The sequence below is a fragment of the Clostridium sp. CTA-1 genome, from assembly GCF_054768215.1.
This window is the reverse complement of record NZ_BAAAAP010000003.1, coordinates 232979-249348: the sequence shown is the minus strand read 5'-3', so window position 1 is coordinate 249348 and position 16370 is coordinate 232979. Positions and strand designations below refer to the sequence as shown.

Here is a 16370-nt window from a genome sequence, read left to right as displayed (position 1 = left end):
AATGATTTAAAGAGTTTGTACATAATTTATAATATTGTTAAACTATTATTAAAGTAATATATAGATATTACTTTAATAGTTGATTTGTTTTTTTAATAAAAGTTTAAATTTCCCTACATATCTTAGACATAGTGATTTTGTTAAATAAATCTATTATTTACATCTTAAAGTTAAAAACTACTTATAGGATGAATCTAAAAAAGAATTTTTTCTTCCTACCTTCAGAAACTAATCATATTTTTATAGATGTAAAAAAGATGCTTAACAAGTATTTATATAAGAAGCAGACTTTTTAAAGTCTGTTTCTTATATTTTATGTTCACTCTTACATTCACTTTTATATTCAGTTTTATATAATCCCCTTGTTTTTTTAAATCCAACTAATATTATTGGTATAACTACTATAAATATACAAGCATATCCTAGATATTTATAGCCTTTACTTACAATAGCATCTAATCCTAAGGCAGACACTACTACACACAATATCATTAAAATTAATGTTACAACGAAATCTCTTTTTACTCCTGGCTTCATAGGAAGTTTTTCTCCATATCTTGCAACTACAGAAAATGAAAAAGAAACATTAGTGCTCATAACCGCAAGTAATACCATCACTACATATGAAAATAATAATACAGATGATCCAACTTTATCTGCTACAAAATAATTTGGTAAAGTTTTCTTTATTGAATCTGGATATGCAAATAATAAAAATACTATTCCTAAAATAAGTAATGTATTTAATATAGTACCTATAATTGCTGCTTTTTTAGACTCTTTTCTACCTTCTATACCTTGGCAAACAGATACCGCATTCGCAATATTACCAGCTGATTGAAAGCCTGTATATACAATAGCCATAATTATAGCCTTCATCGGCGAAACTTCACTAAAGGATTTAGATGTCCAGTTACCTGCAAAATCTCCCTGTGGAGAAAGTAATCCAAGCACTACCATAGCTATTAAACAAGCTATAATAAATATTGTCATAATAGTTGATGCAGAACGAACTAAGTTAGCCCCATACATTGATAAAAGTATTGTAGCCACTACTAGTATTATACTTCCTACAATTATGGGAAGACCTGTATACTCATTTAAAACTGCTGCTCCTGTGGCTATACATCCTCCTACAACCATAAGAACAGTTGCCAAAAATGTAATTTCAAAAAATGCAGAAAAAACTTTTTCATATGGATGAAATAAATTATCAGTTAATTCTCTAAAATTTTTTGCCTTTGTGAGACGAGCATATTCTACAGAGTAATAAATACAAAGGCCCATTAACACCATTGCAATAATTGGAGTTATAAAGGCCCATTTTCCAAATTCACTGTAAAAAACAGCTGTTTGTTTGCCTGAAGCTACTCCTGGTCCACAATGAGCTCCAAACCATACACTGGCAATTCCCAAATATATAGGAATACCTGATTTTTTCTGTTTTACTTCATCTGTCATATTTTTTTTACTTGTTGCCATCCTATCTTCTCCTTTCAAATTAATTTTTTTATTATATTATAATAAAACACTTCTGCTTATATTTTATTACCTTTATATACTAAAAATAATATATATTTTAATTACTGTATAAATGAACCTGATTGTTATTTTTTTAACTTTTACGAAAAATATATAAGAAACAAAAGGAGGAAACCCTCCTTTTTGTTTCTTAAAATTAAATTAATTAGCCTTCTTGTTTAATTTTTTTCACTTCTTCTATTAGTATTGGAACTATTTCATATAAGTCTCCAACGATTCCGTAATCAGCTATTTCAAATATAGGTGCATTTTCATCTTTATTTATAGCAATTATTATATCAGAATTTGACATACCAGCAACGTGTTGGATAGCTCCTGATATACCACATGCAATATAAATAACAGGTTTTACAGTAGTTCCAGTTTGTCCAACTTGATGTGAATGCTCTATCCATCCTATATCAACTGCCGCACGGCTACTACCAACTACTCCACCTAATAAATCAGCTAACTCTTTTAATAATTTAAATCCATCTGGATTTCCAAGTCCTTTACCACCAGACACAATAAAGTCTGCATCAACTAAAGAAACTTGTTTTTTAGAAGATTTAATTATTTCTAAAACTTTAGTTCTAATTTCATCTTCACTTAATGTTACTTTTATATCTATTATTTCACCTTTATTGTCTTCATTATGTTTTGCTTTCTCCATAACACCAGGTCTTACTGTAGACATTTGTGGTCTATGGTTTTTACATACTATAGTTGCCATTAAATTTCCGCCAAAGGCAGGTCTAGTTTGTTTTACGTTTTTATGTTCAGGATCTATTTCTAATTTTGTACAATCAGCTGTAAGTCCAGTATCAACTCTTGCTGCAATTCTAGGAGCTAAATCTCTTCCGATATGAGTTGCACCAAATAAAACTGATTCTGGCTTATATTGATCTATAGCATTTGAAATTACAGTAGTATAAGCATCTGTTGTATAATTTTCTAATTTTTTATCATCCGCTACATATACTTTATCCGCTCCATACTTTATTAATTCTTCTGCTAAGTCTCTAACATTATCTCCTAATAAAATTGCAGATAAATCTGTTCCTATTTCATTAGCTAATTTTTTACCTTCTCCTAATAATTCTATTACTACAGGAGTAAGTTCTCCTTGTCTTTGTTCAGCGTATACCCATACACCTTTATATTGACTAATATCCTTTTTTACAACTTTCTTCTCTTCTTTTTCTATTGCATCAAATGGGCAAGCTTCTACGCAGGCTCCACATATTGTACATTTTTCATTTACTTCTGCTAATCCGTTAATTACATGAATTGCATCAAATGGACATTGCTTTTCACATATACCACATGCTTTACATTTTTCTTTAATAATTTTGATAGCCATAATAAACCTCCCAAAACTTAAATATAGTGTTTAGATTGAAGTGCTGATACTAATTTTTCTACCTTTTCTTTAGCTGTTCCTTCTAATATAACACCTTGTGATTTTTTATCTGGCGCGAAGGATCTAAATACTGAAGTTGGAGAAGCATTTAAACCTACTTCATCTGGAGTAACATCTAAATCTTTAATTGTAAATATCTTAATATCTTTCTTATATGCATCTACTATACCTCCAACTGTCATGTAGCGAGGTTTGTTTAATTCACTAATAGCAGTGATTAATGCTGGCATAGATTTAACTTGTAATCTCTCGTAACCATCTTCTAATTGTCTATCTACAATAATTGTTTTATCTTCCTTATTGTACTCAAAACCCATAGCATAAGTTACTTGTGGTATATCAAGTCTCTCTGCTATTTGTGGTCCAACTTGAGCTGTATCTCCATCTATAGCTTGTCTACCAGCAAATATTAAATCATAATCACCAACTTTTCTTAAAGCTGAAGCTAAAGCATTAGATGTTGCCCAAGTATCTGCTCCAGCAAAAGCTCTATCTGTTACCAATATAGCTTCATCAGCTCCCATTGCTAAACATTCTCTTAACATATATGAAGAAGATGGTATACCCATAGTAATCACAGTAACCTTTACATCTTCGTATTTATCTTTTAATTTTAAAGCTTCTTCTAGTGCATTAGCATCATCCGGATTTAATATAGCAGGTACACCTTCACGAATAAGAGTTCCTTTTACAGGATCGATCTTTACTTCATTAGTATCTGGTACTTGTTTTACACATACAACTATCTTCAATTTCTCCACTCCTTACTTTAAAAGATTTGATGCGATTACCATTTGTTGAACTTCAGAAGTTCCTTCATATATAGCAATTACTCTAACATCTCTATATAATCTTTCTATTTTATAATCTTTTATGTATCCATAACCACCATGGATTTGTAGTGCGTCATTTACGATTTGTATAGCAGATTCAGCAGCAAAATATTTTGCCATAGAAGCTTCTTTATCTGCCTTTTCTCCACAATCCATTTTATAAGCAGCATTATACACTAATAATTTTGCTGCATTTAATTTTGTTTCCATATTAGCCAATTTAAATTGAATAGCTTGGAATTTTGCTATAGGTCTATTAAATTGCTTTCTTTGTTTTGCATATTTAACAGCTTCATCTACAGCAGCTTGTGCTATTCCTAAAGCTTGCGCAGCAACTCCTATACGGCCAACACTTAAAGTCTTCATTGCTGTTATAAAGCCTTTATTTAATTCTCCAAGTATATCAGATTTATGGACCTTTACATTTTCTAAAATAATATCACTAGTAGGGCAACCAATCATCCCCATCTTGTCTTCAGGCTTACCAAAAGATACACCTTCTTGTTTACTATCTACTATAAATGTAGTAATTCCCTTTGTTCCTTTGCTCATATCTGTTTTTGCGAACACTATGATATTATCAGATATTGGAGCTCCTGTAATAAAAGTTTTTCTTCCATTTAATATATAATAGTCGCCTTCTTCTCTAGCAGTTGTTGCAACTGCTCCTGCATCTGAACCTGCACCTGGCTCTGTTAAAGCAAAAGCTAATGTCTTTTCTCCTCTAATCATTGGTTTTAAATATTTTTCCTTTTGTTCATCTGTACCAACTAGTAGGAATGGTGTGCCAAGCAATGAATTTGGTGATGATAAATATATACCAGCTACACCAGATGCTCTTGATATCTCTTCCATTATAGTTACATAGGCTCTATTATCTGCTCCAGCTCCACCATATTCTTTAGGCATTTTTATTCCAAAGAAACCATTTTGGGCCATTTTTTTCACAATTTCTTTAGGGAACTCGGCAGTTTTATCTACTTCATCTGCAATAGGCTCTATTTCCTGCTCTGCAAAATCTCTTGCTAATTTTCTAATAAGTTCATGTTGTTCTGTGAAAAACATTATATCCCTCCTAATATATTAATGAATTTGTTAATTTATATAAACATTGATTTCCCTTCGTCCATCCAAAGATAACTTTTTTTGAAAAATAAGTATTATTTTATAAAAAGAGAAGAGAAATCAATGTTTCAATTAATAAAGTTTACAGTAAATTTTGAAAACTTTTATTAAAGTGTTTCTGAAAAAGCCTGAATTGCAGTTCTAGCTTGTTCATAATTTTTCATTTGCATATCGGTTTCTATTAGTACATGTGGAATACCTGCTTCTTCAAAATCCTTTTTCATTTGTGGATAATCATATTCCTCTGGGTCACAGAATTTTGTCATGAAAAATATAATCCCATCTGCTTTTCTCTCTTTAGCCATTTCTACTATATATTTACCCCTTTTCTTTTCAGGGTCATATAAAGTACTACATTCTCTATTAGCAAATTGTTCAGCTAATCTATCCATTGGTGTATTCGCATCTGGAGTCAATGTTCTATATTGTCTAGATTCATGTGCTATATCATCACCAACTATAGCTATATTATTTTCTTCTAAAATTTTAAGTAAATCTTCTGAATCTGCAATTATACCTGTAGTTATAACTCTCTTTCCTTCAAATGGTTTTGGATCTATAGTTTTGATTTCATCCATCAATTGTTTAACTCTTTCAGTATGTTCTTTTTTATCCATATAATAAGCAGACTTCATAACATAATTACGTTTAGTTGGTGTTATTATACTTGGATATTTTGATGTTAACATTGAAAAATCATTCATTACTTTTCTGTGTTCATCATATATTTCTATAGCTTTTTCTAAAGATTCATCTGTTATTTTATTACCAGAAATCTTTTCTAGCTGTTCAATATTCATCTTATATTGACTTTTTAAAAATTCTTTTCCAGCTTCCATTTTTCTGTTTTGTGGAACTGTTACTGGTATAAAATCAATATTTTCAACGGTTAGTTTAAAATTTTGTCCCATGCATTTTAATGAATCACAATAATTTGGAATCATCATGCCAGATAACATATCATATTCCCCATTTAATGCATTTTCCAATGTTGTTTGTAATATTGAACAAATAAATGCTGGGAAATATGTTTTAGCTTTTGAAAGTTCTGTATTGCTTCCCCATACACCTACTGGAAACATTCCAGCAGCTAATACAAGTTCTTCAGGAGTATATAATGGCATACATCCTATAGCTTTTTGTCCAGTTTCTTCCATATGCTTCATTATATATTTTTTAGGATGGTCTATAACATCCTTAAAGTCATTAAAGAATTTATCTGAATTTGACATCTTATTCAGCCTCCTTTTTAGCAACCATTACTTCATTAAGTCCTTGAATTCTAGTATCATATTGTGCTTCTGAGAAATTTCTTGGGTCTGCTTGATCCCCATCAAATGATACTACAGGAATTCCAGTCTCCTTTTCTAATCTTCTTCCTAGCTCATATAAAAATCCACTCCACAGTTTACAGCTTCTATTTATATGAATAACGGCACCTTCTGTATTAGTGCTTGTAACAGCATTTAATCTCATCTTTAATGCATTTTCAAAACTAATTGAATTAGGAACTTTATTATAAGCAGCCATTAATTCATCTGTATTTTCATATATAACACCAAAAGCTTCGGCATATACAGTTGCTGTTACATTCATTCCATATTCACTAAGTTTAGTTAATTTATGTCTTAAATATGGCCAACAGGCAATTCCTTCAAATAATATACGTTGTTTTTCTTCTCCTCTATAAGTAGATTTTCCAGTCTTTACATTTTCCTCATATTCATCTGCTAACATTTTAAATGCATCCGCAGCTTCTTGAGTACCTCTAGCACAAACTGCTACTGCCATATGATTAAACAAATCAAATCCACTAAATGGTGAAGGTTTATATTTTGCATAAGATGCAGCTCTTAACCATTGTTTTGCACTTTCTTGGGATATCTTCATAACTTCTTCAAACTTATTTTCATCCCATTTTTTGCCTGTTATTTCTTCCAATTGTTTTATTGCATTATCAAACTGAGCTCTAATATATTTAACCCTGTCCTGTGAAATAGTATCTTCTGTATTGTATGGTATATCTATAAGAATCATTGGTATATCTAAAGTTTTTGCTATATGTTCATACCATTTAATCATTTGATTACAAATGTTATTACAGCAAAGTACAAAGTCTGGCATAGGTATTGGCTGGTCTTCACTATGACCTATGTCCATAATAGCTAAATTTACTCTTGCATAACCACATACATCATTAGAAAATCCCATAGCCTCAGCATGTTCACACATGTTTTGTCCATTTCCTCTAGCTGCTACAGCTGCTGCATGATTTTCTGGATAAACAACTTTTACCCCTAATGTTGTAGCTATTTCTTGTGGGAAGTTGGATGCACACCAACCAACTTTTTCTCCCCTTTCTTTTGCTTCGAGAGCCTCTTTATAATGCTTTGCAGTAATCTCTCTAAGATAATGCTTTGCTTTTTTTTCTTTTACTTCCTTATTTCTATCACTCATGTTTTTAGCTCCTTTCTTTTTGAAAACTTTCATAAGCGTATAGACTTGCTCCCAATGCTCCATTCAATTGGGAATTTTCAGATATATAAATGTCTTTTCCCAATTCTGCTTCCATTGCCTTTACTACACCTATATTTTTAGCTACTCCTCCACTCATAACTACTAATTCTTCTATACCACTTCTCTTTGCAAGGCTAGCCACTCTTGATGCTACAGACTTACAAATTCCTGCTATCAAATCTTCAGTTTTAACTCCTCTTGCAAGTTGAGAAATTACTTCTGACTCTGCAAATACTGTACAGGTAGAACTAATAGTACAAGGATTTTTGCTTTCTAATGCTTTTTTTCCTAACTCATCAACTGGAATTTCTATTACTCTAGACATTACATCTAAAAATCGTCCCGTTCCTGCAGCACATTTATCATTCATTATGAAATTTAAAAGTCTTCCACTATCTGCTAATTTTAATACTTTAATATCTTGTCCGCCTATATCAATAACTGTTCTAGCTTTATTGTTATGAAAATAGACCCCCTTTGCATGACAACTTAATTCAGAAATTTGTTTGTTAGCAAACTCGAAACTATTTCTTCCATATCCAGTAGATACAACATAATCTAAATCTTCAATAGATAATTTTGCTTCTCTTAATACAGAATCTATAGCTCTTTTGGGGCCGCTTGTTCCGGCCCCTACATTTATTACTGCCTGACTTACAATTTCTTTTCCATTTTTTAATACTACTGTTTTTGATGCAGTTGAACCTATATCTACACCCATAGTATAAATATCTGCCATTATTTTTACTTCCTTACCATAATATCTTTATTTTTTTCTAATTCCTGAATATCTTCTTCTGTGTATCCCATTTCTTTTAAAACTTCTGCAGTATTTTCTGCTATCTGTGGTGATTGCTTATACTCTGGTAATCCAGCTTCTTTAAAGAATACTGGAAGTCTTACTAATGCTCTTTCATTTCCTGTTGGATATTTCATCTTGTATAAATAATCATTTGCCCAAGCTTGTTCATCTTGTAGTAAATCTTCCCAAGTTTGTGCAATAGCAAATGGAATATCCGCTTCTCTAAATATTTTATCCCATTCATCCTTTGTCTTTGTAACCATTTGTTCTTCAATTATCTTATATACTTCCTTCGCACGTCCATCTTTTAAATTTTCTATCTTGTTGTATCTTTCATCTCCAACTAAATCTTCTCTACCTAAGGCAGTCATAAATCTATCATAGAAAACATCATATGGTGGCATACATACTTGAACAAAATAATCATCCTTAGATTTATATGAAACTATAAATGGGTTCGGAGTTTCATTACGATTTATTGGATATACTAAACCATGACCTGTATATTGAGCAGCCTGTATCATAATACCTAATCCATACATAGCGCTATGCATTAAACTTACTGTTACCTTATCTCCTTTTCCTGTTGTTTTTGCTTTATATAAAGCTCCTGCCATACCCGCTGCTAAAAACATGCCAGCTTGATGGTCTCCAAGTCCTGGAACAACATTTGGAGGCACAGTTCCTTTTTCATAAAGAGTACCTGAAACACCACCTCTAGCGAAAAATGCAGTATAATCAAAGCCTGGAAGATCCTTATCTGGACCCTTTTCACCATAGCCAGTTATTTGTGCAAAAACTAGCTTAGGATATTTTTCTTTTAGTGTTTCATAGTCTAATCCTTGTTTAACTAAAGCCTTTGTTCTCCAGTTAGTTAATAATATATCTGCTTCTTTCAACATTTCATGTAATATCTTTTTACCTTTTTCACTTTTGAGGTTTAAAACCATTGCCTTTTTATTTGCATTTTCCAAATCATAAGTAGTATTTTCTTCTTGGCTTAATGGTCTTCCTTCTGATGGAGCAGTATATCTTAAAGGATCTCCAGCAGGTGATTCAATTTTTATTACCTCTGCACCGCCATCAGCAAAAAATCTACCTGCTGCTGGAGCAGCTATAAAATTTGCTAATTCAATAACCTTTACTCCACTAAACATATTTGTATTGTTTTCCATAAAAAAAGCCTCCTTAAATAGATTTATTGTTAATTTAATATATTTATTATTAATTTAAATAGATTGTCTTAATTCAAACTTCTTTTCAAAGCATTCTTTTAGTTCATGTCTCTTAATCTTACCTGTGTCTGTTAAAGGAAATTCATCATAGAACTCTATGTATTTTGGAACTTTATAATGAGCTAAATTTTGAGAAATATATTTTTTTATATCCCCTTTGGTTAAGCAACTCTCTGGCTTAAGAATAATACAGGCTACAATTTCTTCTCCATATCTTTTATCTGGAACACCTATAACTTCCACTTCAGAAATTTCAGGATGGGATAATAACTTTTCCTCAATCTCATGTGGATTTATATTTTCTCCACCTCTTATAATTATATCTTGTATTCTGCCAGTTATATGATAATATCCATCTTTATCTACAAATCCTAAATCACCAGTATGAAGCCACCCTTCTTTATCAATAGTTTTCCTAGTTAGTAGATCATTTTTATAATACCCCTTCATCACATTAAATCCACGGACACAAATTTCTCCAACATTATTTACTGATAACTGTTTTTTCGTATCCATGTCAACAACCTTCATTTCCACAAAAGGTAAGGGCCTACCTACACTGTTATATTTCTTATCAATAGAATCTGTCTTTAAAGTTTGAGTACATCCAGGCGAAGCCTCTGTTTGTCCATATGCAATCTGAATATCCCTTATATTCATTTTTTCTATAATACCATCTAACAGTTCATCTGTAGCATTTGCTCCAGCTAATATCCCTGTTCTTATAGTTTTGAAATCGTTTATATCTATGCTATCATCCTCTAATACTCTACAGAACATTGTAGGAACTCCGTGTAGAACAGTGCAATTAAATGTTTTTATTGTATTTATTAATGGAGCTATTTTATAAGATTCTACTAGTACCATAGAACATCCTCTACCAACAGATAGAAGTATTCCTACTGACAAGCCAAAGCAATGAAAAAATGGAACAACTAAACATAGCTTGTCTTTATCTGTAATGCCTAAAGCCTCGCCAGTTATAAATGAATTGTTTATAAGAGAATAATGTGTTAGCATAACGCCTTTTGGAGAACTGGTAGTTCCAGAAGTAAATTGAATATTAACAACTTCATCTGGTTCTATATCATTGCAAATCAAATTAAATGTTTCTTCCTTTAAACTTTTTCCTAAAGAAATTAAATTATCTATTCCTGTATATTCTGGACGATTTTTCTCTCCAAAATAAATGAAATATTCCATCATTTGTGGTATCTTACATATTCCTTCATTATATCTTTCTTTAACTTTTTCAATAATATCTACATAATTTGTATCGTAAAATGATTCCATAAATGCTATAGCCTTTGCATCAGCTACCTCTAAAATTTTTTCTACTTCTTCTAATAAATAGTTAGTATTTAAAGTAACTGTACATACCCCTATTTTACTTGCTGCTAAAAAGATATAGATCCATTCTTTTTTATTGGAACCCCAAAGTACCAAGTTATCTCCTTTGTTAAGCCCTAATACAACCATACCTTTGGCTATATCATCTGTAATTTTATCAAGTTCACTCCATGAAATACCCTCTGGCATTTCTAAAGACTGAATAGCAACATCATTCGGGAATTTTTTACAAGTTCTTCTAAGATACTCTCCTATAGTAATATTATAAAGTCTCATAACTACACCTCAGATTCCTTAAATTTATTAGTAGAATATTATAAAAAAAATATTTAAATATAGCATGATGGAATATAATATCGTATCATAAGTTTTTCTGTCAAAAACAGATTATCATATCGTTTTATTTTTGTCAATTTAATTTGTAATTTAATAGAACCAGTGAATTAAAATTCCAGTAAAAAATTCATTTTTACTGGAATTTCTATTTTTTACTCTTTTTTCACATTACCCTCCATCCCCTTATTTTATAGTCTAAAGGAACTTTTAACACTCATTCACTTAAATTCCATCTTATGTTCAACATGAATTTTTTTGTATAAATTTTATCAATATTGCTTTTAATTTAAATCACATATTTCAAAATTATCTGACTATAATCCCTATAAAATTTTAATATTTCTATAATTGCTTTTTTATTACTAATATATTGCTTCTACAGTTTAGCAGATTAACGTAGGTTAATTTTTAAAAGAATTTTCGTGTTCTAAGCTTTGAGGTTTATTTTTTTTGCCAAATATAGTGAATAAAATAGCTAATACTATAGTTGGCACAATCCATGGAAATCCGGCTTCAAAAAGAGGTAATTTTTTTACAATTCCCATGGCACCATTTAAAATACCAAATGTACCATTTATATTTATAATTAAACTAATTAAAAATGCTCCTATTACAGCACCAGTATAAGTCATATTATTAGGAATGTGTCGATCAAATAATGTCATTAATATTAGAACAATCATCACTGGATATACAGTAGATAAAATTGGTACAGCTATACTAATTAATCCTTCTACCCCTATTACAGATAACAATAAACTACATAATACTACAGCTATACTAATAGCTTTGTAAGAAAGTTTACCATTACTTACACTATTAAAAAAATTAGCTGCTGTAGAAGTAAGTCCTACCGCTGTAGTTAAACAGGCTAAAGCTACTGCTATGGATATAGCTACAGCACCAGCATTTCCAAAAAGTCCATATACTAATTTTAATAATAAGTCAACTCTACTAATATCACCCTTAAAAATTCCACTTCCAGTAGCTCCTACAAATGTAAGACCTCCATATACCAATAATAATAAAACTCCTGAAACTAAACCTACTCTAATAGTCATATATTCTTGTTCTTTTCTATCTTTATACCCCTTTAAAATTAAATCTGTTAATACTATTCCAGCCATTAATGATGCTCCCAACGCATCCATTGTTTGATATCCTTCCTGAAAACCTATTAAAAAGTATCTATTAGGTTTTGTTGCTACTATTGGCCCTACAGGTGTTACTATACTTGCAATTACTATAGCAGCTAGTATAATTAATAACAATGGTGTTAAAATTTTACCGATATTATCTATTACATGCCCCTGATTACTTACAAATATATAAGTTAATATAAAAAATATTAGTGATATAACTATAATGGGTACACCAGGTGCTATTGGTTTTACTGCTATTTCATATACAGTAGCGGCTGTTCTAGGAATGGCAAATAAAGGACCAATAACCAAAATACAGACAGCTCCTAAAACCTTTGCAAAACCTGGACTAACTCTCTTACCTAAGTCCTCGGCTTTGCCCCCTACTTTAGCTGTTGCAATTACACCTAGAATCGGAAGCACTGGATCTGTAAGTAAGAAACCAAAAGCAGCTAAAGCCCAATTGTCTCCTGCAGCCATTCCTAAACTAGGTGGAAAAATTAAGTTTCCTGCCCCGAAAAAAATTGCGAATAGTGCGAATCCTTGTACAAAAATATCCTTTCGTCTTTTTTGTTCTGACATTTTTCACACTCCTTTTTTAAATTGTTTATTCTTTATCAATGTACCACAGAAATAAATTGTAGTCAATATAGCAATTATTCAGAATTTCTTCAAAATTTAAAATTGTATAAACCATTATTTTTCAGTTTTTTCAAATTCATCATATGAAATCGTTTTACAAGCCATAATAATTATGTTTTTAAATCCTGTATTATCAACGGTTAAAGATGAAATACATTTTAGATGTAAATAAGGTAAATTTTGATAATAAAATTATATTTTACAAATACAAAAATAAGTTTTAAATTTATCAATATTTTTTATAATATTTAATTTTATTTATAATATTTTCTTATTTGTTAAAATTTTAATCTAAATTATTACAAAAAAATATAAAAAGTGCTTTCAATATACTTTAATATAGTAATGAAAACACTTTTTAAATATATAATTTTATATCTTTAAAATATTATTTTATTCCCACTCAATAGTTGCTGGTGGTTTTGAAGTCACATCATAAACAATTCTATTTACTTCTTTAACTTCATTTACTATTCTTCTTGATACCTTATCTAATACTTCATAAGGTATTCTTGCCCAATCTGAAGTCATTGCATCTGAAGATGTAACAGCCCTTAATGCTATTGTATGGCAGTATGTTCTTTCGTCTCCCATTACTCCTACTGACTGTATATTTGGAAGGCAAGCAAAATATTGCCATATTTTTTCTTCTAAGCCTGCTTTAGCTATCTCTTCTCTAAATATAGCATCTGCTTCTCTTGTAATAGCTAATTTTTCCTCTGTAACCTCTCCTAATACTCTTATAGCTAAACCCGGTCCTGGGAAAGGCTGTCTCCATACTAATTTATGTGGTATACCTAATTCTTCTCCTACAGCTCTTACTTCATCTTTAAATAATTCTCTTAAAGGTTCTATTAATTTAAATTCCATATCTTCTGGTAAACCACCTACATTATGATGACTTTTTATAGTAGCTGATGTGTTTGTTCCACTTTCTACTATATCTGGATATATAGTACCTTGAACTAAGAAACTTATATCACCTAATTTTTTAGCTTCTTCTTCAAACACTCTTATAAATTCTTCTCCAATTATCTTTCTCTTTCTTTCTGGGTCTGAAACTCCCTTTAATTTTCCTAAAAATCTATCTTGTGCATTAACCCTTATTAAATTCATATCAAATTGATCTTTAAATATTTTTTCTACTTGATCGCCTTCATCTTTTCTAAGTAAACCGTGATCAACAAATATACAAGTTAATTGTTTTCCTATAGCTTTATGAACAATTACCGCTGCTACTGATGAATCTACACCACCAGATAAAGCACATATTACTTTTTTGTCTCCTACTTTTTCCTTTATAGCTTTTATTTGTTCTTCCGCAAAAGAACTCATAGTCCAATCACCTTTTAAATCACATATGTTGAATAAAAAATTCTTTAGCATTTGTTTTCCAAATAAAGTATGCTCTACCTCTGGATGAAATTGAACTCCATATAATTTTTTTTCTCCATTTTCCATAGCTGCACAAGGACATTCATCTGTTGTTGCTATAGTTTTAAAACCCTTCGGAACCTTTGAAATATAATCTGTATGACTCATCCAACATTGATCTTTTTCTTTTATATTCTTAAACAATAAACTACTATTATCTAAATTTACTTCTGTTTTACCATATTCTCTTTTTTCAGGACTTGTTACTTCTCCATCTAAACTATGAGCCATAAGCTGGTCTCCATAGCATATACCTAAAACTGGGATATCTAAATCGAATAGTTCTTTTTCAACTCTTGGTGCATTTTCTCCATATACACTATTAGGCCCACCTGTAAATATTATTCCTTTTGGTGCTTTTTCCTTTATTTTTTCTATAGATGTAGTATAAGGTATTATCTCACAATATACCCTATTTTCTCTTACACGTCTTGCTATTAATTGATTATATTGACCTCCAAAGTCAACTACTAATACTAATTCTTTATTCATATGTGCCTCCTTTTATTGATTAACACTATAATTTGGTGCTTCTTTTGTTATTGAAATATCATGAGGATGACTTTCTCTTATCCCTGAAGATGTTTGAATTACAAATGTAGCCTTTTCATATAAATCATTCAACGTAGCGGATCCTAAATATCCCATCCCAGAACGAATACCACCTAGCATTTGATATATAGTTTCCATTACTGGTCCTTTAAATGGTACTCTTCCCTCTACTCCTTCAGGTACTAATTTTTTGTTATCTTCTTGGAAATATCTATCTTTACTACCACAGGCCATAGCAGCTAATGATCCCATTCCTCTATATACTTTATAACTTCTTCCTTGATATATTTCTGTTTCTCCTGGTGCTTCTGCACAGCCTGCAAACATTGACCCCATCATAACAGCTTTGGCTCCAGCAGCTAATGATTTAACTATATCTCCTGAATATTTAATTCCGCCATCAGCTACTACTGATATTCCATATTTATTTGCTTCTTCAACGCAGTCCATAACTGCTGTAAGTTGAGGAACTCCAACACCTGAAACTACTCTAGTTGTACATATAGAACCTGGTCCTATTCCAATCTTTATACAATCCGCTCCTGCATTTATTAAGTCTCTAGTTGCTTCAGCTGTTGCAACATTACCTGCAATAATTTGAATATCTGGATATTTTTCTTTTATTTTTTTTACGCCTTCTATAACTCCTTTAGAATGTCCATGGGCAGTATCTACTGTAATTATATCTACTTGTGCTTTTACTAAGGCGTCTACTCTTTCCATCATATCCTTTGTAACTCCAACTGCTGCACCACATAAAAGTCTTCCTCTAGAATCTTTAGCGCTATTAGGAAATTTTTTAACTTTTTCTATATCCTTTATGGTAATAAGTCCACGTAAATTATTGTCTTTATCTACTAAAGGTAATTTCTCTATTTTATGTGACTTTAATATATCTTTTGCTTCTTCTATAGTGGTATTTTCTGGCGCTGTTATAAGATTTTCTTTAGTCATAACTTCTTCTATTTTTTTTTCATAATTATTTTCAAATAATATATCTCTATTAGTTATTATTCCGACTAATTTTTCTCCTTTAGTTATAGGCACTCCAGAAATTCTATATCTACTCATAAGATTTAGCGCATCCTGTATAGTATTATCTGGTGCAAGATAAAAAGGATCTGTTATTACTCCATTTTCTTGTCTTTTTACCTTATCAACTTCACCAGCTTGCTCAGCTATAGTCATATTTTTATGTATTATTCCCATACCGCCTTCTCTAGCCATAGCAATAGCCATTTTGGACTCCGTAACTGTATCCATTCCTGCACTCATAAGAGGTATATTTAATTTTATTTTTTTAGTTAAATTTGTGCTTAAATTAACTTCCTTTGGTAAAACTTCTGATTTATTTGGAACTAAAAGAACATCATCAAAAGTGTATGCTTGTTTTATTATTTTTGCCATTTAAATCATCCTTCCTATAAAATTATAAAAAAAAACACATTAATTACCACT

The 16370-nt window shown here is 30.8% G+C and carries 12 protein-coding genes; all 12 read right to left on the bottom strand.

Going from position 1 to position 16370, the window contains the following annotated elements:
• Nucleotides 1–306: 306 nt before the first annotated feature.
• Nucleotides 307–1482, bottom strand: a complete 1176-nt coding sequence (locus ACYUEW_RS03920; RefSeq protein WP_061326785.1) for a YkvI family membrane protein — start codon at nt 1480–1482, stop codon at nt 307–309.
• A gap of 205 nt (nt 1483–1687) precedes the next feature.
• On the bottom strand, nt 1688–2884 hold the full coding sequence (locus tag ACYUEW_RS03915; protein ID WP_003483289.1) for an electron transfer flavoprotein subunit alpha: 1197 nt from the start codon (nt 2882–2884) through the stop codon (nt 1688–1690).
• A gap of 17 nt (nt 2885–2901) precedes the next feature.
• The gene (gene etfB / locus ACYUEW_RS03910) at nt 2902–3696 is read right to left on the bottom strand and encodes an electron transfer flavoprotein subunit beta (RefSeq protein WP_003492357.1); all 795 of its coding nucleotides are present in this window, start codon (nt 3694–3696) and stop codon (nt 2902–2904) included.
• Nucleotides 3697–3708: 12 nt separating this feature from the next.
• Nucleotides 3709–4842 carry a 3-(aryl)acrylate reductase AcdA gene (acdA, locus tag ACYUEW_RS03905; protein WP_003483287.1) on the bottom strand — a complete coding sequence of 378 codons (1134 nt, stop codon included), beginning with the start codon at nt 4840–4842 and terminating at the stop codon, nt 3709–3711.
• A 167-nt stretch (nt 4843–5009) separates the two neighbouring features.
• A complete protein-coding gene (gene fldC / locus ACYUEW_RS03900) occupies nt 5010–6134 on the bottom strand; it encodes a phenyllactyl-CoA dehydratase subunit FldC (RefSeq protein WP_003483286.1) in 1125 nt (374 codons plus the stop codon).
• Nucleotide 6135: 1 nt separating this feature from the next.
• Nucleotides 6136–7359 carry a phenyllactyl-CoA dehydratase subunit FldB gene (gene fldB / locus ACYUEW_RS03895; protein ID WP_003361700.1) on the bottom strand — a complete coding sequence of 408 codons (1224 nt, stop codon included), beginning with the start codon at nt 7357–7359 and terminating at the stop codon, nt 6136–6138.
• A 4-nt stretch (nt 7360–7363) separates the two neighbouring features.
• The gene (gene fldI / locus ACYUEW_RS03890) at nt 7364–8158 is read right to left on the bottom strand and encodes a phenyllactyl-CoA dehydratase activase FldI (RefSeq protein ID WP_003483284.1); all 795 of its coding nucleotides are present in this window, start codon (nt 8156–8158) and stop codon (nt 7364–7366) included.
• Nucleotides 8159–8163: 5 nt separating this feature from the next.
• Nucleotides 8164–9396, bottom strand: a complete 1233-nt coding sequence (fldA, locus tag ACYUEW_RS03885) for a 3-(aryl)acryloyl-CoA:(R)-3-(aryl)lactate CoA-transferase FldA (RefSeq protein ID WP_003483282.1) — start codon at nt 9394–9396, stop codon at nt 8164–8166.
• Between the two features lie 54 nt (nt 9397–9450).
• Nucleotides 9451–11082 carry an AMP-binding protein gene (locus ACYUEW_RS03880; RefSeq protein ID WP_003483279.1) on the bottom strand — a complete coding sequence of 544 codons (1632 nt, stop codon included), beginning with the start codon at nt 11080–11082 and terminating at the stop codon, nt 9451–9453.
• A gap of 461 nt (nt 11083–11543) precedes the next feature.
• Entirely contained in the window at nt 11544–12866 is a 1323-nt protein-coding gene (gene brnQ, locus ACYUEW_RS03875) for a branched-chain amino acid transport system II carrier protein (protein WP_003483277.1), read from the bottom strand.
• A 453-nt stretch (nt 12867–13319) separates the two neighbouring features.
• Entirely contained in the window at nt 13320–14852 is a 1533-nt protein-coding gene (gene guaA, locus ACYUEW_RS03870; RefSeq protein WP_003483274.1) for a glutamine-hydrolyzing GMP synthase, read from the bottom strand.
• Between the two features lie 12 nt (nt 14853–14864).
• Nucleotides 14865–16319, bottom strand: a complete 1455-nt coding sequence (guaB, locus tag ACYUEW_RS03865; protein ID WP_003483272.1) for an IMP dehydrogenase — start codon at nt 16317–16319, stop codon at nt 14865–14867.
• Nucleotides 16320–16370 lie beyond the last annotated feature (51 nt).